The organism is Pseudomonas sp. RW10S2 (assembly GCF_014268985.1).
Taxonomy (GTDB): domain Bacteria; phylum Pseudomonadota; class Gammaproteobacteria; order Pseudomonadales; family Pseudomonadaceae; genus Aquipseudomonas; species Aquipseudomonas wayambapalatensis.
The window spans coordinates 1-17619 of record NZ_JABWRO010000009.1 but is presented as its reverse complement, the minus strand read 5'-3'; the positions used below and the strand labels follow the sequence as shown (position 1 = coordinate 17619).

Genomic DNA, 17619 nt, shown 5'->3' with positions numbered 1-17619 from the left:
GCCATGAACGACCAGAACCTGCAGAACTTCATTGAGCTTTCGGCGCTGCTGACGGGCCTGTCCAGCGACCACCTTGCCCCGTCCGACGACCCGGTCAACCTGCCACCGGTGTTTTTCGCCACAGCGCAAAGCGGCATGGGCGCGGCAGCCTTCAGCAATCTGCTGGAGCTGTTTGTCAGCCTCAAGGGCCGGCCCGAGAAAGAGATCGCCGCCGCCATTCTGGACCGCAAGGATTCACCGATCGCCCAGGGCGCGCGTTCGATCATGAAGCTCTGGCTGCTGGGCAGTTGGTACCAGCCCTACGACCTGAAGGACGCGCAGAAAACCAAAGGTGATATCCACGTGGTTTCCGACCAGGCCTACAAGGAAAGCTGGGCGTGGAAGATCGCCCAGGCCCATCCCATGGGCTATAGCCAGTATCACTTCGGCTACTGGGCCGAGCAGCCACCAACCCTCGAGCAATTCACCGGTGTCAAAGCCAAGGAAGGGCAGCAGCCATGAGCCTCGTACAAGCCAAGAACATCGAGCAAGCCGATGTGATCGTCGTGGGCGCCGGCATGGCCGGCAGCGTGATGGCCTACCAGTTGGGCCTGGCCGGGCTCAAGGTACTGGTGCTGGAGTCGGGGCCGGCGATTCCGCCGAACCGCAGCGAGTATCTGGAGCGTTTCTACACCGCGGTGCTCAAATCGCCTGAATCGCCCTATCCGCCTGAGCAGATGGAGCAGACCCCGGACAAGCAGTTCGCTCCCCGAGCGACCATCAAGGACGTGATCACGGTCGCTAGCAACGACCCGCACAAGGATGAGAAAAGCTATCTGGTACAGAAAGGGCCACTGCTGTTCGCCAGCACCTACGAGCGGGTCGGTGGCGGCACCATGTGGCACTGGATGGGCACCGCACTGCGCCTGTTGCCCAATGACTTTCGCATGAAGTCGGCCTACAACGTCGGGGTCGATTGGCCGATCAGCTATGCCGACCTGCAGACCGCGTACTGCCGCGCCGAGGAGGAGATGGGCGTGTCTGCCGACGTGGCGGCCCAGTCCTATCTCGGCGTGACCTTCCCCGAGGGCTACCAGTACCGCATGCACGGCATCCCGCCTTCGCTGGTCGACCAGGGCGTGGCCAAGGCAATCGACGGCAAGCTCTATAACGGCATCACGCTGAAGGTGCGCCCGACCCCGGCCGGACGCAACTCGCAGAACGACAACGGGCGGCGGGTCTGTGCCGGTAATACCAGCTGTACGCCGATCTGCCCGATCCAGGCCAAGTACGATGCCACCGTGACCATGGCCAAGGCGCTGGACACCGGCAACGTGCGCATCCTCTACCAGACCGTGGCCAGCAAGGTGCTGGTGACCGACAAGCAAGTCAGTGGCATCGAGTTCATCCAGTACCAGGCCGATGGCAAACGCAATGATGGCGTGGCCCAGGGCCAGCGTTACGTCATCGCCGCCCATGCCATCGAGACGCCGAAACTGCTGCTCAACTCCAAGAGCAAGGATTGGCCTAACGGGGTTGCCAACAGCAGCAAGCAGCTTGGCTGTGGCTTGTCGGACCATCCGGTGTACCTGGCCTGGGGCCTGATGCCCGAGGGTAAACCGCTGTTCCCGTTCCGTGGCCCGCTGTCGACTTCAGGCATCGAGGAAATGCGTGACGGCGACTTTCGCAGGAAACATGCGGCCTGGCGTATCGAGATCGGCAACGAGGGCTGGAACTGGTCGCAGGAGGATCCGTACAAGGCCGTTTGCGACTACATCGACGGGACCAACGAGGGCGGGACCAACCCCAAGAAGTCGGCACTGTCTGGCCAGGCACTGGTGCAGCAGCTCAACAGCGTGCTGACTCGCCAGTTCCGCCTGGGCTTTCTGGTCGAGCAGTTGGAAAAAGACCCGGACAAGGCGCAGTGTCGAGTGAAGGTCAGCGATACCCTCACCGATGGCCTCGGGCTGGCTAGACCGGAGATCGAATATGATTTCTCCGACTACACCAAGGAAGGGTTCAGGCAGGCGCGTTTGGCCGCGACGCACATCATCACTGAGCTGATGGGCGCCAGCGAGTTGACCGACTTCCACCCCAAAAAGGAACCTGGACCGCAAACGGTGTTCGACCATGGCAACGAACGCTATGCGTTCTACGGCGCCGGGCACCTGATGGGCACCTACCGCATGGGTAGCGACCCGGGCAAATCGGTGGTCGACAAGCAGCAGCGCAGTTGGGACCACAAGAACCTGTTCCTGGTCGGCGACGGTGTGTTCCCCACCACCGGTACCGCCAACCCCACCCTGACCATCACTGCGCTGACCTTCCAGGCTGCCGATGTGGTGGCCAGCGACCTGCTTGCGCGCACCGTGCAGGTACAGGCCAACCAGGCCTGGCAGGGGACCGGTGTGCAGGTCAATGGTCACAGTTGGCAGTTGGCGGTGTGCAAGGGCGGGCAGTGGACAGCCAACCCGGCTACCGGGTTCGTGGGCGCCAGTGGTCATGCGGGTTTGATCGCCAAACCTGGCTATACCTTGCCCGGGCAGAACGAAGGTGCGCTGATCGGCCGTATCGGCAGTAACGGCACGCCGTTCCTGATAGGGGACAAGGTGCAGTTGCCGCGTGGCCAGAAGGGCGAGTTGCAGTTGTGCATCAATGACGATCTGGAGGGGCGCTACGGGGTTGGTCTGCGCGACAACCAGGGCAGCTTGAGCGTCGAGCTTAGCTTCGGATCCTTGTAGTCCGCGATGGCAGGAAGGGCACCGGCGTGGCCAGTGCCCTCCGATCACGCTTCTTCGAAATGCATCTCCGGCGGCTGCTTGCTGAACCCACCCGTCAGCACTGCCAGGTACAGGATTCCCGCCGCCAGCCAGGCCAGGCCCAGGTAGATCGCCAGGTGATCCAGGCTCACCATCAGCCACAGGTCCGCCGCCAGGCCGATCAGCGGGAACACCAGGAACAGCAGCACTGCGCGTGGCCCGCGTTCGCCACGGCCGATCCAGTAGTGGAACACCACTGACAGGTTGACCAGGCTGAAGGCCAGGAAGGCGCCGAAGTTGATGAACGAGGTGGAGGTGGTGACATCCATGTGCAACGCCAGCAGCGCCACCACGCCGCACAGCACGATGCTGCCGACCGGGGTGCCGAAGCGCTCGCTCAGGCGCCCGAAGAATGCCTTGGGCAGTACACCGTCACGCCCCATGGCGAACAGCAAGCGCGAGGCGCTGGCTTGGGCGGACAGCCCCGAGGTGAACTGGCCGACGATCAGGCCGACCAGGAACAGGCTGACGAACAGGTCGCCACCGATGTTGCGGGCGATCTCGTAGGCCGCCGAGTCGGCGTTTTCGAACTGGGTGGAGGGGTGGGCAAGCTGCACGAAGTAGCTGGCGGCGATGAACAGGAATCCACCGATCAGGGTAATCAGCAGGATCGCCCGCGGGATGTTCTTGCGCGGCTCGTGGGTTTCCTCGGTCAGGGTGCTCACCGCATCGAAGCCCAGGAACGAATAGCAGGCAATCGCTGCACCGCTCATGATCAGCGGCAACTGCACGCCTTCCTTGAAGAACGGCTCCAGCGACCACAGCGGTTTGCTCGCGTCCCCCAGCACATAGTGGATCGCCAGCACCACGAAGGCCGCCAGAACGAGGAACTGCACCAGCATCAGCGCGCCGTTGATGTTCTTCGCCAGGCGCAGGCCGACCACGTTGATCGCTGTGGTCACGCCGATGAACGCCAGCACCCAGACGGCTTGCGGCACGGCGGGGAAGGCCGAGTGCAGGTAGGCCGCGCCGATCAGCCAGATGGCCATGGGCAGGAACAGGTAGTCGAGCAGCACACCCCAGCCGGCCAGGAAACCCAGTTTCGGGCTGATCGACTTGCGCACATAGGTGTAGGCCGAGCCCGCCACCGGGAAGGCGGCGGCCATGCGCCCGTAGCTCAGGGCGGTGAACAGCATGGCGACGGAGGCGGCGAGGTACGCCGAGGGCACCACGCCGCCGGTGGTGTCGGCGAGGATGCCGAAGGTCCCGAGGACGATGATCGGGGTCATGTAGGCGATGCCGAACAGCACCACCGCACTGAGCGAAAGGGTTCGCTTGAGTCGGGCCATTACTGCTTACTCCAGATTATGTTTGTTATGCAGAGTTCGAATGTGCGAGCAATCGTCTTGCACCAGACCCAAGGCTGGCGCCGATACCTGTGTGGAAACAGGAGCTGATTGCCGGCACAGGACCTGGTGTTCAGGCCCCGATCACCAGCTCGCGCAGGCCGTTATCGTGCTCGCGCACTTCGCCCGGCAGGACGAAGCGTCGCTCGGCCAGATAGCTGTAGTCGCGACGGGCAACATCCAGTTGCGCCAGGTCCAGTTCCAGCCCGATGCGGCACTCCTCGCGCCCGGCTTCGCAGAGCAACTGCCCGTATGGGTCGACCACCGCGCTGCCGCCGGCGAACACCAGGGCGCCATCCCCCTCGCCGACGCGGTTGACCATCACTGCAAACGCCTGGTTTTCCATGGCGCGGCCACTGATCGCGGTACGGTGGGTCGGCCCATAGGGGTCCATGTTGCCGTTGGTCACCAGGATCAGCTCGACGCCCAGTTGGCCGAGGGCGCGGGCGCTTTCGGGGAACTCGATGTCGAAGCAGATCAGCAAGCCCACCCGCACCCCCTTGAACAGCGCAGTGGCGTAGCGGTCGCCCGGGGTGAAGATGCCGCGGTCCGACGCCCACAGGTGGGTCTTGCGGTACTTCAGGGCGATGCCTTCAGCGGTGATCAGCAGGGTGGTGTTGTAGAAGCGGCCGTCGTCACCCGCTTCGGCCATGCCGACCACCACGCCGACGTCATGTTCGCGCGCTGCCTGTTGCACGGCGCGCACGCTGGGGCCGTCGAGGGGCTCGGCGAGGGTTGCGATGTTGTCCTCGCTGGGGAACCCCATCAGCTGGGTTTCAGGGAAGACCACCAGGTCGGTGCCGGCAGGGCAGGCGTGGATCGCCTCCAGGGTGCGGCTCAGGTTGTAGGCGGTGTCACCGTCGCGGCCCACCAGTTGCACGAGTTCGACCTTCATTGCTGTTCTCATAGACCCAATCTTTTATTGAAATGCCCGAGCCATGGCGGTGACATGACCGCCCGGTGAAAAACGGTCAGAATGCGCATCGGACCGAGGCAAGGCTTGCCCGAGTATGCGTCGGCCACCGTATCGGGGGTAATTACGCCCACGTGGTAACCCAACAGGGGTAGAGGCATGAACCTTACGCTGCAGGACCTGGCCTGGCACCGCTCGGTCGGTCACCTGGTCGAGACGCTCGACAAGCCCGGCTTCTGGCTCGCCCTGGTGCGCCTGCTCGATCAGTATGTGCCGTTCGACAGCTGGGTGGCCTTGCTCTTCAGCAATGGTAGACCGCAAGTGTTCGCCGAGTGTCCTGGCGAGGACGGCGGGCCCGACCCGCTGTTCCAGGACTACCTCAAGGGCCTGTACCTGCTCGATCCGTTCTACATCGCCAGCCGCGAGGCGCCGGGCAGCGGCCTGTTCCAATTGGCGGACGTGGCGCCGGAGTGCTTCGAGCAGACCGACTACTACCAGCGCTACTTTCGCCTGAACGTGGTCGCCGACGAGGTGCAGTTCAATGTGCAGCTGGAGAAGGAGCGCACCTTGTGCCTGTCGTTGGGGACCAAGGGGCGTTTCAGCGCCGAGCAGATCACCCTGCTCGACTTGCTGCGCCCCTGGGTGGCCGGGCTGATGCGCCAGCGCATGACGTTCGAGCGCGAATTGCTGGAGCAGGCCACGCCACCGGCGCCACGCTGGCAGAGCCGTCTGGAGGAAACCGTCGAGGCGCTGCAGACACCCCTGACTGCACGGGAACTGGAAGTGGGGCGCTTGATGCTCAGTGGTTGTTCGAGCAAGGAGATCGCGCGCAAGCTGGCGATATCCGCCGAGACTGTGAAAGTGCACCGCAGGCACATGTACAGCAAATTGGGGATCAAGTCACAGTCCGAGTTGTTTTCGCTGTTTCTGCAAGCGCAAAGTTGATTGAGTTCACAGAAGTCATTATTCATCCGCTTATCCTGACGCCTTGTAATATTGACCCTGTAGCGCCGCCCGCCTTACTGCGTTTATTCAATAACTGAACTTGGCTGCCGGCTGTTTCGACCAGAAAAACAGCGCATTTTCCCCAATCCTAGACATTTCAAGGTATTCGGCTTTTCAGCTGAAGGCCTTGCTGTGCATGGCTTGTAGCTTGTGTAAAGGCGGTGCCCGGCAATTTGTATCAAGAGTTTTCCCAACCTTTCACAACGTTTCACAGCAGTGGCGAATATTCATTGCCTAACATGGGCCCCGTGTTAGAGAGCGACTGCCTGACATCCCCTTCAGTCGCTGTCTTGCACGGACTTCTACCCGCCTCAAAGCGGCTTCTTATGAATCCCTATCCTGAAGGAGTATCACCATGAGCAACGTACCTCCAGCAAGCAGCGGTGGCGGCGCAGACGCAGCAATCGCCAAGATGGAAGCCACTTTCAACATGGCTATCGAGAAGTCGGCCCAGATCACCGAGCTGACCACGGCCAAGAAGGCTGAGCTCGACGCCACCAAACAGCGTCCGCAGAACTGACGTTGTGCCCTGCGGGCGGAGGTTGCTCCGCCCGCATGTCTTGCAACGACGCATTTTTCGGCAAGGGCCTGAATGGCCGTTGCCCGTGTTATTCACGGTGGTGCCCCGCCCATGACAGCCCTTACTGCTCTGGCCGCCGTCACCGGTGGCGCGACAGCCTCCAAGCCGGTCCTCAGCGTCACCCAGGGTCTGCATCAGGGTGGCCGAATCAGTCTGGACGGCACCCAGTACACCTTCGGCAGCACACCTGATGCCGACTTCATTCTCAATGACCCGGGCGTCGAGCCCCGCCACCTGGTATTGCGCCTGGCTGACGGCAAGGTCGCAGTCGAGGCCGTGGGCGGCGAAGTGCGGGTCGAAGACCAGCAGGGACGGGCGATCATCGTTCCGCTGGGCAGCGGTTATCGCGCTCAGTTGCCGCTGCGTATCGCCTTGGGTGAGGCGCGGTTGAGCCTGGAGCACGAACAGCTCGCGCGCGCCGCTGCCGCGATCGCACAGCCCCAGAACGCCTCGGCATTCACCCGTACCCACGTTGCGCTGGCGCTGGGCCTGATGCTGATCTGCGCCTTCGCCTACGCCGTGCGTGGCGAGCCACCCAAACCCCTGGCCGCCAGCGTGATGCCTGCGCCGCGTGCACCGCAGCTGCCTTCGCTGGCGCAGGCCCATCAATGGCTGGGGCAGCAGCTGCAGGTCAACGGCCTGGAAGGCGTACGGCTCAGCGAAGCAGGCGGGCAACTGCTGGCCGAGGGGCGCCTGGACCTGACGCAGAAGGCGCGCTGGCTCGCCGTACGCCAGGACTACGACCAGCGCTACGGCCAGCAGGTGATGCTGCACAGCACGGTCACCGCCCAGGCCGATGTCGCCCGTCCACGGGTGCGCTTCCAGGCGGTGTGGTTCGGCAACAACCCCTATGTGATCAGCGAAAGCGGCAAGCGCCTCTATCCCGGCGCGGCCTTGGCCGACGGCTGGATGCTGGAACGTATCGACAGCGACCAGGTGATCCTGGCCAGGGGTGAAGAACGCTTCACCCTGACCCTATAGGACCGAGCATGAGGATCGAACCGCGGCCATTGTTGCCGTCTTCCACCGAAAAGACCCCCTCCGTCGAGGCCGTGCGCCCGCTGCAGGCGCGCCCCAATGCTCGCTTCGATGCGTTGCTGGGCAAGCGTGAAGTGGCTGGTCGCCGCTCGCTGCGCGCAGAGCTCGAGCAAGCGTGCGCCGGCGAGGAGATCAACCCGGACCTGTTCAGCGGCACCCGTGCGCTGGACCTGCTGCAGTACCTGCTGGACGAAGTCATGCCGTCGCTGGATGCCGAACCGGAGATCCGCGATCTGGCCGAAGACCTGCTTCGTGAAGAGATACACCTGCGCCAGTCCCTGGAGCAGCAACGCGCCGAGGTGCAGGAACCATGATGTCCCGCGAACGACACGACAGCATCGAGCTACTCAAGGGCCTGGGCGACCTCTACCGCCGCAGCGGTCAGCCCCAGCGCGCGCTGGTGATGCTGTTGATCGCCGCGCAGATGGCCCCGCAGGACGGCACGCTGCTGCGCTACCTGGCCATGGCCTTCACCGACAGCGGCAACGCCAGTCGTGCCCTGAACGCGCTCGACCGCCTCACCGAGCAGGAAGGCGAATCACCCGGCCTGTTGCTGCTGCGCAGCCATGCCCTGTGGCGCGGCGGGCGCAAGGACGAAGCGCGCCAGTGCTTCAAGCGCTACCTCAGTGCACGCAGGGCCGCCCGATGAGCCCGCTCGATCGCCTCAACGGCCTGGCGCGTGCGGCCTCCCAGCGCACCGACGTGATCATCGTGTCGTTCATGCTGATGGCCATCGCGATGATGATCATCCCGCTGCCGACCTATCTGGTCGACGGCCTGATCGGCCTGAACATCGCCCTGAGCATGCTGATCCTGGTCGTCGCTTTCTATATCAACCACTCGGTGGAGTTCTCGGCGCTGCCGCCGCTGATCCTGCTGAGCACCCTGTTCCGCCTGTCGCTGTCGATCACCACCACGCGGCTGATCCTGCTGCACGGCGATGCCGGCCATATCGTCCAGGCGTTCGGTGACTTCGTCATCGCCGGCCAGGTGGTGGTCGGCCTGGTGGTGTTCCTGATCATCACCGTGGCGCAGTTCGTGGTCATCACCAAGGGTGCCGAGCGGGTTGCCGAGGTGGCCGCGCGCTTCACCCTCGATGCCATGCCCGGCAAGCAGATGAGCATCGACAACGACCTGCGCAACGGCGACATCGACCAGGCCGAAGCCCGTCGCCGTCGTTCGCGCCTGGAGCGTGAAAGCCAGATGTTCGGCGCCATGGACGGTGCGATGAAGTTCGTCAAGGGCGACGCCATCGCCGGCCTGGTGATCCTCGCGGTGAACCTGCTGGGCGGCATGCTGATCGGCATGGTCGAGCGCGACATGCCGTTCGGCACCGCAGTGCACACCTATTCGCTGCTGACCGTCGGTGACGGCCTGATCGCACAGATTCCGGCGCTGCTGATTTCGGTGGCGGCCGGCACCGTGGTGACCCGCGTCAACAGCGACGGTGCCAGCGGTGACCTGGGGACGGAGATCATTCGCCAGTTGGGCGCCAGCCATCGTGCCTTGTTTCTCACTGCATTGATCCTGCTGGGCATCGGCCTGCTGCCGGGCTTCCCGGCGGCGGTGTTCTTCGTGCTTGCCGCAGTGCTGGGTGGCTCGGCGTTCTACCTCAAGCGTCGCCAGGCGATCGAGCAGGCTGAGCCTGTGCAAACACCGGAGGCCGAGGACGAACCCCAGATGCCGACGGTGGAGGCCAGCGTGTCGGCGAGCAAGCCGCTCGACTGCCGTATCCTCCTGGTCATGGGGCCGGGCCTTGCGACCAGTGCGCCGGAGCAGCCGCTACGCCAGCGCTTCGAGGCGCTGTGCCACGAGATCCGTGGCGAGCTCGGCATCGATGTGCCCCTGGCCGCCGTGCATGTGGACGCCAAGAGCGCCGCCCAGCGCTTCGTCATCGAACTTGAAGGCGTGCCGGTGAGCGAAGGTGAACTGCCTGCCGATTGCCTGCTGCTCAGGGACGACCCAGTCAATGTGCAGTTGCTCGACATCCCGATGATCGAAGCCGACTCGCCCCTGGCCGCGCGCAGCGCCCACTGGATCGCTCGTGAGTACCAGGAGCGTCTGGAACAGGCGGGCGTCGGTTTCATGCTCCCCGAGGAAGTCCTGCGGGCGACGGTCGAGCGCACCCTGCGCCGCTACGCGGCAGATTTCCTCGGCATTCAGGAGACCCGTGCGCTGCTGGAAAGCATCGAGGGCAGCTATGGCGAGCTGATCAAGGAAGTGCTGCGCAACCTGTCGTTGCAGCGTATGGCCGAAGCCCTGCGCTACCTGGTTGCAGAGGGTGTGTCGATCCGCAACCAGCGCGCCTTGCTTGAGGCCATGGTCGATTGGGGAGGCCGCGATGCCGACGCCGCGCACCTGGCCGAACACCTGCGCGCAGCGCTGGCCCGACAGATCAGCCACCAATATGCCGACCGCAACCGGGTGATCAGCGCCCTGGTGCTGGCGCCGGTGCTGGAGCAGCAGTTGCGCACTGGGATACGGCGTCAGGACGGTAGTCGCGAGGCGATTCCCGAGCAGGTCAGCCGCGCCTTGATGCTGCAACTGCGCCAGGCCTGCGAGCGCCTGCCCGAAGACCGCACCAGTGTGCTGCTGGTACACCCGGAATTGCGCCGCTATCTGCGCCGCCTGGTGCTGCGTGGAGACCTGGAGCTGGCTGTGCTGTCGTTCCGCGAGTTGGCCGGTGAATACAACCTGCAGGCCGTGGGCACTCTCGAACTTGGCGACACCTCTCAACGCCGCTCCACCAGCGGTGCCTCGGTCACTTCTCTGGCGAGTGCTTCATGATCGGTTCATCACGCGTTGGCGCTGTGCTTCATTACCGGCTGTGGCTCGGCCTGGTCGGGTTGCTGCTGTCCTTCCTGGCCACTGCCGATGAGATCGCGGCCGGCAGCCATGGCCGCCTGGACCTGGCATCGGGCGAGGGCAGGGTGCTGCATTTCAAAGCGCCGGTGGCGTCGGTGCTGGTCGCCGAGCCGGGAATCGCCGACCTGCAAGTGGTGTCCGACGGGGTGATCTACGTGTTCGGCAAGGCGCCGGGGCAGACCAGCCTGATTGCTCTTGACGACGCGGGCAAGCAATTGGCGGCCTTGAGCCTGTCGGTGAACAACGCCACCCAGAGCGTCAGCCGTCCGCTGCAGGACCTGCATCCGGCCAGCGGCGCGCAGGTCAGCGCCGTGGGTAATCAGCTGGTGGCCAAGGGTTTGGTCAGGGATGTCGGCGAAGCCAGTGACCTCAATGCACTGCTCGACAACCAGAGCCCGGTGCCAGCGGTCAACGCCGCGACCTATGCCGGTTCTGCCCAGGTCAACATCCGCGTGCGCTTTGCCGAAGTCTCGCGTTCCGAGCTGCTGCGCTACGGGGTGAGCTGGAACGCACTGTTCAACAACGGCACCTTTTCCTTTGGCTTGATCACCGGTGGTCGCCTTGCCGCCGACGCCGCCAGCGGTGCATCGAACGTCATCAGCGCCGGCCTCAGTTCGGGCAACGTCAACATCGACTCGATACTTGAAGCCCTGCAGAGCAATGGCGTGCTGCAGATCCTCGCCGAGCCGAACATCACCGCCATGACCGGGCAGACCGCAAGCTTCCTGGCGGGCGGCGAAATCCCCGTGCCGGTGCCGGTCAACCGTGACCTGGTGGGCATCGAGTACAAGCCTTTCGGTGTGTCGCTGCTGTTCAGCCCGACGCTGTTGCCCAACGGCCATATCGCCCTGCAGGTGCGCCCCGAGGTCAGCAGCCTGATGGGCTCGGACACCACCGACGTCAACGGCTACCGGGTGCCGTCGTTCCGCGTGCGGCGTGCCGATACCCGGGTCGAGGTCGGCAGCGGCCAGACCTTTGCCATTGCAGGCCTGTTCCAGCGCGAAAGCAGCCAGGACATGGACAAGGTGCCGATGCTCGGCGACATGCCGATCCTGGGCAACCTGTTCCGCTCCAAGCGCTTCCAGCGCAACGAGACGGAGCTGGTGATCCTGATCACCCCGTACCTGGTCCAGCCGACCCGCGAGCGCGACCTGGCCACCCCCCTCGATGCCCTGCCGGGCCCTGCGACCGCTTCGGCGGGGCCACGCAGTGGCGGCAAGTTCGGCTTCTACATGAACTGACTTGGGGGTGACCATGAAATCGATCTTTTCCAAGCCGATGATCAGCGCCCCCGCCGGGCTCTGCTGGCTGTTGCCATTGGCACTGCTGGCTGGCTGCCAGACACACCTGGAGCCGGTCTCCTATTCACCGGATTTCCAGCACAAGACACTGGCCAATGGCAGCACCGAGATCCTGCCGGTGGAGTGCCTGAAACCGGCGAGCAAGGATGACTTCGGCCTCGATGAGGACTTCGTGCCGCTGCTGCCGCCGGGCTGCGCCAACAACCTCACGCTGATGCGCATGGTAGAGCAGCCGGACGACCTGGCCCAGGGGCGGCCGACCGGCCCGACCATGGCGGCGCCCGTGGGACGCGCCGCGCAGGTCTATATCGAGGGTTACGATCGCGCCGAGCTGCGTCGACGCCAGGATGAACAGCAAGCGCGCGCCGATCGCCAGGAGAAGCAATGAAACGCGCGCATGTGCAGGTGCTAGCGACCGTCCACCAGGCCCAGCTCGCGGGCCTGGGCCTGGGCATCCGGGATCGCCTTGATGCGCCGGGCTTCGTTGAGCAGCGTCTGGCGTTCGCTGGCGGAGAGATCGTCCAGGGGCAGGCCGGCGACGTCCTGCTCGCGACCGGCCAGTACGGTGACCAGCAGTTCGTTGCGCTGGTGCCGGGGCAGGGCACGGGGCGACTGGCCGACCACGCGCACGGTGTCCAGGGCCCGTTGCGCCTGACCGCCCAGGGCGTAGGCCAGGGCCAGGTTGCAGCGGGTGTCGAGGTCGTTCGGGGCCAGCGCCACGCTCTTGGCGAATGCACCTTGGGCAGCAACGGCCTGGCCGCGCAGGATCTGCGCGATGCCCAGGCGGTTCCAGGCATCGGCGCGGTTGCCACGTTCGGCCGCCTGGGTCAGGGACGTGACCGCACGTTCCAGCTTGCCCTGGCGCAGTTGGGCGCTGCCCAGCCCCAGCAGGGCGTCGAGGTTGTCCGGCTGCAGTTCAAGCGCCTGCTGGTAGGCCCGCTCGGCCGCGCGCGCATCGCCCGCGGCCAGCGTGGTGTCGCCCAGCTTCTGCCAGGCTTCGGGATGGCGCCCAGGTTGCTGCGCGGCATTCTGGTAGAGCGCAGCAGCCGAGGCGGTATCGCCGCGCTGCTGCAGATCGCCCGCCAGGTGCATGAGGCGATCGTAGCCATCGTCGGCAGTGTGTGGCTGGCTGGTGCAGGCACCGAGCAAGGTGCTGGCGATCAGAAGCAGGGTGGACGGCAAACGCTTGGGCATGGAAAGGACTCGAGCGGACGACTGAGTGGCCATTCTAGCGACTTGATGTGTGAATTCGACTGCGCTTCATACGATTTCACGCCTGTGACCTCTGCCAAAGAGGTGATTGCCCATGCGTAACCCGCTCTGGCTCATCGGTTTGTTGCTGGTCGTGCTGTCGTTGCCTGCGCGCAGCGATGAAGGCAAGGGTGACCCCGCCTGGTTCGCCCAACCCTATGCCTACGCCCTGGTCGACCAGGACCTGCGCGGCGCCCTGAGCGAGTTCGGGCAGAACCTGGAGCAGGTCGTGGTGGTGTCCGACAAGGTCCGCGGCAAGGCTCGCAGCCCACTGCGCAGCAGCACTGCCGGCGAATTCCTCACCCAGTTGTGCGACAGCAACGCGCTGGGTTGGTACTACGACGGCAACGTGCTCTACATCAATAGCAACGATGAAGTGGCCACGCGCTTGTTCCGTCGCCAGCCCGGGTTGGACCTGGAGCAGTTGCGCGACTACCTGCAAAGCCTCGATGTGTACGGCCGCCAGTTGTCGCAACGCCCTGGCGCCGACCGCGACGAGCTGCTGGTGTCCGGACCGCCCGCCTACCTGAACATGATCCAGCAGCACCTCGACAACCGACCCCAACCCGTCGCGACGTCCGCAGCCTCCCGGGGTATCCGGGTGTTCCGCGGCGCCAGCGTCAGCGATCACTGAAAAACCAACCAGGAGAAGCCCCATGGCCGTTACCCCGATCGATACCCCCGGCAGCACCCCGAGCAGCGCTGAAGCGCGCTTCGATGCTGCGCTCGGCAAATCCCAGGACGCCTCTGACGATCCAAGCTTCCAGGAGGCGCTGGTGAACCAGGCCGTGATGATCGGCGGGCAGTTCATCATCATGCCCAAGGCGCAGGAAATGCTGAACGAAGCCCAGTCCTCGGACGACGATGAGTAAGCGGCCATGACAGCCAGTCTTGCGACTACGGCGGCACTGCCGCCGTCAGGAGGACAAGGGGGGCTTGGTGCCTCCCAGAACCTCTTCGAACACATGGCCAACAGCGCCAAGGGCATGCCTGAAGGTGCCAGTCCTCACCAGATCGGTGAGAGCCTGATGCAGCGCCTGGATGGTTTCATCGACCGTTCGCGCACCTTCAGCGCTCGGGCCGAGTTGCTTAGCCATGGCGGCCCAGCGATGCCATCGTCGAGCCCGGCCGTGGGCTCGTCGCCGTTCGTGGCGCCGGGCGCCGAGGGCACGCCCAAGGTCGGAGAGACCCAGGTTGCGAACATCGTCGAGTCCCTCGGGCGGATGTTCGACTACTCCATCGAAACCCAGATGGTGGTGCGTGGCGCGACCCAGGTTTCCGGCTCCGCCAACACCCTGCTCAAAGGACAATGAATCGATGACCCGTTGTTGGCGAGCCCTGCGTGTGCTGATCGTCGTCGCCCTGGCCAGCCTGTTGCAGGCCTGTGACATGGACTTGTACAGCAACCTCAGCGAGCGCGAGGCCAATGCCATGCTCGCGGTGTTGCTGCGCGATGGCATCCCGGCCTCGCGCAAGGTCCAGGACAACGGCCAGATGAAGATCGTGGTGGACGAGCGTCGCTTTGCCGACGCCATGGCCCGCCTCGACGAGGCCGGGCTGCCGGGGCAGTCGTTCTCCAACCTGGGCGAAGTGTTCAAGAGCAATGGCCTGGTGTCCTCGCCGGTGCAGGAGCGTGCGCAGATGGTCTACGCCCTGAGCGAAGAGCTGTCGCACAGCGTCTCGCAGATCGACGGCATCGTCTCGGCGCGGGTACATGTGGTGCTGCCGGACAACGACTTGCTCAAGCGGGTGATTTCCCCGTCGTCGGCCTCGGTGCTGGTGCGCTATGACGCCAACACCGACATCAATCCGCTGATCCCGCAGATCAAGACCCTGGTCGCCAACGGCATTTCCGGGCTCAGCTATGACGGTGTGTCGGTGACAGCGATCAAGGCCGCAGCCCCCAGGAGCGAAGCCGACGGCCAGCCGCGCCTGGTCAGCGTGATGGGCATCTGGATGCTAGAGCAAGATGCGTCCCGCGCGCGTCTGCTGCTCGGTGGCAGCCTGCTGGTGGCGCTGGCCCTCGCCGGGCTGTTGGGCTGGCGACACTGGCAGCAGCGTCGTGGTCGTGCGCTGTACAGCCTGTCGGAGGCGCCATGAGCCTGATGCCCCAATGGCAGGCCCTGCTGGAGCAGCCTCTGGCCTTTGTCGACCGGCGCCACCTGCGCCGCTGTTTCGCCGAGAACGTCGCCGGTGCGCAGATCCAGGCATTGATCGAGTCGCCGCGTTTCCAGGCGCGCCTGCAGGCGCTGATGCTGGCGCACTTCCAGTTGCAGCCATTGGATCAGGTGTCGCAACCGACCGAACAGGACCTGCCGGTATTGCTGCTGGCGCCGCAGGATTTCGCCCGTTTGCCGCGCCTGTGTGGGGCCATCTGGCACGGTGCGACCTTAGGCCGGGAAATCCGTCGCGAGGTGGTCGAGCACTTGCGCCAGGGGCTTGGGCATGAGGTCTTCGGCCTGGCCATTGCCCATAGGCAATGGGGCGGGGCAATGGACCTGTTGCGCCAGCCTGACGACCTGCTGACCGCCATCGATCACGACGGTGCGCGCTGTGTGCAGGCCTGGTTCGACGAGCAGCCCGCCGACCTGCGCGATTGGCTGCAATTGCGCCTGCCGATGCCTGTGGCGGAAGGTTCGGCATCGTTGGCCGACCCTGGCATCGTGCGTCGGGTCGCCGCCTTGCTGATGCCGTTGTCCGAGAACCGGGAGAGCGTGCAATGAGTCAGTTGCCCAGCCGTCCGGCGTCGCGCATTCTGCGTGCCGCCGAGGTCCAGGCCTGGACCGATGGACGCGATTACCTGCAGGCCGCCCGCGATGAGGCCGAACGTATCCGTGAAGACAGCGCGCGCTGGCTGGAGCAGGTCCGCGCCGAGGGTTTTGAACTCGGCCGCGCCAAGGGCGCCGAGGCAGTCAGCGAATTGCTGGCCGACACTGCCGCCAAGGTCGAGGCCTACCTGACGGGGCTGGAAAACAGCCTGGCCGACTTAGCCCTGGGCATTGCCCGCGAAGTGCTGGAGAGCCTGGGGGACGCCGAGCGCATCGTGCTGTGCACACGCAAGGCGCTGGTTGCGTTTCGCCAGGACCAGGCGCTGACGCTGTTCGTGCCGCGCCTGGAGGTCGAGGCCGTGCGCCGCCGCATGCACGGCGAAACGGATGGCCTGGCGACGATCGCCGTGGAGTCCGATGATCAATTGCAGCCCGGTCAGGCTCGCCTGAGCAGCCCGGTCGGCTCGGTGGAGCTGGGGCTGGACGCCCAGTTGCAGGCGCTGCGCCGTAGCCTGTTGCCGTTCGGCGAGGTGACGCCGTGAGCTTGCAAGCGTTGTTGCCGCGCCTGCACGCGCGCCTGGGCGATGCCCGGCCACGGCCGATGAAGGGCACCATCCGCAGCATTCGTGGTGTGTTGCTGCGTGCCAGCGTCGCCGGGGTGCGCATCGGCGAGCTGTGCCGCCTGCACGACCCGTCCAGTGGTCGCGCCCTGGCGGCAGAGGTCATCGGTTTCGATGGCGACGAGGCGATTCTCTCGCCGATCGGCTCGCTCGAAGGCTTGTCGACGCGCACCGAGATCACGGCCACCGGCGAGGCGCTGGGGGTGAGCGTGGGCGATGGCCAGTTGGGGCGGGTCATCAGCCCCATGGGCGATTACCTCGATGGCGACCGCCAGCCGCCGCTGGGGCCGATGCGCCGTTATCCGCTGCAGGCCGAGCCGCCTGAACCCTTCGCCCGGCAGGTGATCGTCGAGCCGTTGTCGGTGGGGGTTCGCGCCATCGACGGGCTGCTGACCCTGGGCCGTGGCCAGCGCATGGGCCTGTTCGGTGAGCCGGGGGTGGGCAAGTCGTCGCTGCTCGCCAGCATGGTGCGCAACACCGATGCCGACGTGGTGGTGATCGGCCTGATCGGCGAGCGTGGCCGCGAAGTGCGCGAGCTGCTCGACGTGCAGCTCGATGCTCAGGCCCGCGCGCGCACCGTGGCGGTGGTCGCCACCTCCGACCGGCCGGCCGCCGAGCGTGCTCGCGCCGCCTATGTGGCGACGGTGCTGGCCGAGTATCACCGCGACCAGGGCCGCAACGTGCTGCTGTTGATGGACAGCCTGACCCGCTTCGCCCGCGCCCAGCGCGAGATCGGCCTGGCGGTGGGCGAGCCGCCGACCCGTCGCGGTTATCCGCCGTCGTTCTTCTCGGCCCTGCCGCGCCTGCTGGAACGTGCCGGCCCCGCAGCCCGGGGCAGCATCACGGCGCTGTACACGGTGCTCACCGAAGGCGACGCGGCGACCGATCCGGTGGCCGAGGAGGCGCGCTCGATTCTCGACGGCCATGTGGTGCTCAGCGCCGAGCTTGCTCAGCGCAACCATTTTCCCGCCATCGATGTGCTGCGCAGCCGCAGCCGCCTGATGGAGCAGGTCGCCAGCCCTGAGCAACGCCAGCTGGCCATGCGCATGCGCGAGCTGATGGCGCGGCGCAACGATATCGAAATGCTGATCCGCATCGGTGAATACGCCGCCGGCAGCGACCCACTGGCGGGCG

Annotated in this window: 20 protein-coding genes; 17 read left to right on the top strand and 3 right to left on the bottom strand. The window is 65.3% G+C overall.

The window, feature by feature from the left end; genetic code table 11:
* Positions 1 to 3: 3 nt before the first annotated feature.
* On the top strand, positions 4 to 501 hold the full coding sequence (locus tag HU729_RS03655; RefSeq protein ID WP_186666948.1) for a sorbitol dehydrogenase: 498 nt from the start codon (positions 4 to 6) through the stop codon (positions 499 to 501).
* The gene (locus HU729_RS03650) at positions 498 to 2720 is read left to right on the top strand and encodes a GMC family oxidoreductase (RefSeq protein ID WP_186708438.1); all 2223 of its coding nucleotides are present in this window, start codon (positions 498 to 500) and stop codon (positions 2718 to 2720) included. The genes HU729_RS03655 and HU729_RS03650 overlap by 4 nt, the downstream gene beginning before the upstream one ends.
* A 44-nt stretch (positions 2721 to 2764) precedes the next feature.
* Here the strand turns inward: HU729_RS03650 and HU729_RS03645 are convergent, their stop codons facing one another.
* Positions 2765 to 4087 (bottom strand): APC family permease, encoded by a 1323-nt coding sequence (locus tag HU729_RS03645; protein WP_186666946.1) that lies wholly within the window; start codon positions 4085 to 4087, stop codon positions 2765 to 2767.
* 130 nt (positions 4088 to 4217) lie between these two features.
* Complete coding sequence (locus HU729_RS03640; RefSeq protein WP_186708436.1) at positions 4218 to 5039, bottom strand: carbon-nitrogen hydrolase family protein; 822 nt, start codon at positions 5037 to 5039, stop codon at positions 4218 to 4220.
* Positions 5040 to 5216: 177 nt separating this feature from the next.
* On the opposite strand from HU729_RS03640, the gene HU729_RS03635 reads away from it, so the two are divergent.
* The 8 genes from HU729_RS03635 (at position 5217) to HU729_RS03600 (ending at position 12234) form a co-directional block, all read left to right on the top strand.
* The gene (locus tag HU729_RS03635; protein ID WP_186708435.1) at positions 5217 to 6002 is read left to right on the top strand and encodes a LuxR C-terminal-related transcriptional regulator; all 786 of its coding nucleotides are present in this window, start codon (positions 5217 to 5219) and stop codon (positions 6000 to 6002) included.
* A gap of 415 nt (positions 6003 to 6417) precedes the next feature.
* Complete coding sequence (locus HU729_RS03630) at positions 6418 to 6582, top strand: hypothetical protein (RefSeq protein ID WP_172964786.1); 165 nt, start codon at positions 6418 to 6420, stop codon at positions 6580 to 6582.
* 111 nt (positions 6583 to 6693) lie between these two features.
* The gene (locus HU729_RS03625; protein ID WP_186708433.1) at positions 6694 to 7623 is read left to right on the top strand and encodes an FHA domain-containing protein; all 930 of its coding nucleotides are present in this window, start codon (positions 6694 to 6696) and stop codon (positions 7621 to 7623) included.
* A gap of 8 nt (positions 7624 to 7631) precedes the next feature.
* Complete coding sequence (locus tag HU729_RS03620; protein ID WP_186708430.1) at positions 7632 to 7994, top strand: hypothetical protein; 363 nt, start codon at positions 7632 to 7634, stop codon at positions 7992 to 7994.
* Positions 7991 to 8329 carry a tetratricopeptide repeat protein gene (locus HU729_RS03615; protein ID WP_054892878.1) on the top strand — a complete coding sequence of 113 codons (339 nt, stop codon included), beginning with the start codon at positions 7991 to 7993 and terminating at the stop codon, positions 8327 to 8329. The genes HU729_RS03620 and HU729_RS03615 overlap by 4 nt, the downstream gene beginning before the upstream one ends.
* On the top strand, positions 8326 to 10467 hold the full coding sequence (sctV, locus tag HU729_RS03610; RefSeq protein WP_186708428.1) for a type III secretion system export apparatus subunit SctV: 2142 nt from the start codon (positions 8326 to 8328) through the stop codon (positions 10465 to 10467). Before HU729_RS03615 ends, sctV begins: the two co-directional genes overlap by 4 nt.
* A complete protein-coding gene (locus HU729_RS03605) occupies positions 10464 to 11786 on the top strand; it encodes a type II and III secretion system protein family protein (protein ID WP_186708426.1) in 1323 nt (440 codons plus the stop codon). Before sctV ends, HU729_RS03605 begins: the two co-directional genes overlap by 4 nt.
* Positions 11787 to 11799: 13 nt before the next feature.
* Positions 11800 to 12234, top strand: coding sequence for a hypothetical protein (locus HU729_RS03600; protein WP_238348295.1), 435 nt, complete (start codon positions 11800 to 11802; stop codon positions 12232 to 12234).
* Positions 12235 to 12254: 20 nt separating this feature from the next.
* On the opposite strand, the gene HU729_RS03595 is transcribed toward HU729_RS03600, so the two are convergent.
* Positions 12255 to 13040: a tetratricopeptide repeat protein gene (locus tag HU729_RS03595; protein ID WP_186708424.1), complete on the bottom strand. Its 786-nt coding sequence runs from the start codon at positions 13038 to 13040 to the stop codon at positions 12255 to 12257.
* A gap of 112 nt (positions 13041 to 13152) precedes the next feature.
* On the opposite strand from HU729_RS03595, the gene HU729_RS03590 reads away from it, so the two are divergent.
* The 7 genes from HU729_RS03590 to HU729_RS03560 form a co-directional block, all read left to right on the top strand.
* The gene (locus tag HU729_RS03590) at positions 13153 to 13731 is read left to right on the top strand and encodes a type III secretion protein (RefSeq protein WP_186708422.1); all 579 of its coding nucleotides are present in this window, start codon (positions 13153 to 13155) and stop codon (positions 13729 to 13731) included.
* Positions 13732 to 13753: 22 nt separating this feature from the next.
* Complete coding sequence (locus HU729_RS03585) at positions 13754 to 13969, top strand: hypothetical protein (protein WP_186666937.1); 216 nt, start codon at positions 13754 to 13756, stop codon at positions 13967 to 13969.
* 6 nt (positions 13970 to 13975) lie between these two features.
* Positions 13976 to 14410: a hypothetical protein gene (locus HU729_RS03580; RefSeq protein ID WP_186708420.1), complete on the top strand. Its 435-nt coding sequence runs from the start codon at positions 13976 to 13978 to the stop codon at positions 14408 to 14410.
* A gap of 4 nt (positions 14411 to 14414) precedes the next feature.
* Positions 14415 to 15197, top strand: coding sequence for a type III secretion inner membrane ring lipoprotein SctJ (gene sctJ / locus HU729_RS03575; RefSeq protein WP_186708418.1), 783 nt, complete (start codon positions 14415 to 14417; stop codon positions 15195 to 15197).
* The gene (locus HU729_RS03570) at positions 15194 to 15820 is read left to right on the top strand and encodes a type III secretion protein (RefSeq protein WP_186708416.1); all 627 of its coding nucleotides are present in this window, start codon (positions 15194 to 15196) and stop codon (positions 15818 to 15820) included. Before sctJ ends, HU729_RS03570 begins: the two co-directional genes overlap by 4 nt.
* Positions 15817 to 16407 carry a FliH/SctL family protein gene (locus tag HU729_RS03565; RefSeq protein WP_186708414.1) on the top strand — a complete coding sequence of 197 codons (591 nt, stop codon included), beginning with the start codon at positions 15817 to 15819 and terminating at the stop codon, positions 16405 to 16407. The genes HU729_RS03570 and HU729_RS03565 overlap by 4 nt, the downstream gene beginning before the upstream one ends.
* The coding region (locus HU729_RS03560; protein ID WP_186708412.1) for a FliI/YscN family ATPase at positions 16404 to 17619 on the top strand (1216 nt) is incomplete at its 3' end. The genes HU729_RS03565 and HU729_RS03560, both read left to right, overlap by 4 nt.

Coding starts and splice junctions, on each gene's coding strand:
- HU729_RS03620 (WP_186708430.1), top strand. CDS start 7,632: ATGAGGATCGAACCGCGGCCATTGTTGCCGTCTTCCACCGAAAAGACC.
- HU729_RS03640 (WP_186708436.1), bottom strand. CDS start 5,039: ATGAAGGTCGAACTCGTGCAACTGGTGGGCCGCGACGGTGACACCGCC.
- HU729_RS03590 (WP_186708422.1), top strand. CDS start 13,153: ATGCGTAACCCGCTCTGGCTCATCGGTTTGTTGCTGGTCGTGCTGTCG.
- HU729_RS03630 (WP_172964786.1), top strand. CDS start 6,418: ATGAGCAACGTACCTCCAGCAAGCAGCGGTGGCGGCGCAGACGCAGCA.
- HU729_RS03600 (WP_238348295.1), top strand. CDS start 11,800: ATGAAATCGATCTTTTCCAAGCCGATGATCAGCGCCCCCGCCGGGCTC.
- sctV (WP_186708428.1), top strand. CDS start 8,326: ATGAGCCCGCTCGATCGCCTCAACGGCCTGGCGCGTGCGGCCTCCCAG.
- HU729_RS03625 (WP_186708433.1), top strand. CDS start 6,694: ATGACAGCCCTTACTGCTCTGGCCGCCGTCACCGGTGGCGCGACAGCC.
- HU729_RS03645 (WP_186666946.1), bottom strand. CDS start 4,087: ATGGCCCGACTCAAGCGAACCCTTTCGCTCAGTGCGGTGGTGCTGTTC.
- HU729_RS03570 (WP_186708416.1), top strand. CDS start 15,194: ATGAGCCTGATGCCCCAATGGCAGGCCCTGCTGGAGCAGCCTCTGGCC.
- HU729_RS03615 (WP_054892878.1), top strand. CDS start 7,991: ATGATGTCCCGCGAACGACACGACAGCATCGAGCTACTCAAGGGCCTG.
- HU729_RS03585 (WP_186666937.1), top strand. CDS start 13,754: ATGGCCGTTACCCCGATCGATACCCCCGGCAGCACCCCGAGCAGCGCT.
- HU729_RS03650 (WP_186708438.1), top strand. CDS start 498: ATGAGCCTCGTACAAGCCAAGAACATCGAGCAAGCCGATGTGATCGTC.
- HU729_RS03655 (WP_186666948.1), top strand. CDS start 4: ATGAACGACCAGAACCTGCAGAACTTCATTGAGCTTTCGGCGCTGCTG.
- HU729_RS03580 (WP_186708420.1), top strand. CDS start 13,976: ATGACAGCCAGTCTTGCGACTACGGCGGCACTGCCGCCGTCAGGAGGA.
- HU729_RS03565 (WP_186708414.1), top strand. CDS start 15,817: ATGAGTCAGTTGCCCAGCCGTCCGGCGTCGCGCATTCTGCGTGCCGCC.
- HU729_RS03635 (WP_186708435.1), top strand. CDS start 5,217: ATGAACCTTACGCTGCAGGACCTGGCCTGGCACCGCTCGGTCGGTCAC.
- sctJ (WP_186708418.1), top strand. CDS start 14,415: ATGACCCGTTGTTGGCGAGCCCTGCGTGTGCTGATCGTCGTCGCCCTG.
- HU729_RS03605 (WP_186708426.1), top strand. CDS start 10,464: ATGATCGGTTCATCACGCGTTGGCGCTGTGCTTCATTACCGGCTGTGG.
- HU729_RS03595 (WP_186708424.1), bottom strand. CDS start 13,040: ATGCCCAAGCGTTTGCCGTCCACCCTGCTTCTGATCGCCAGCACCTTG.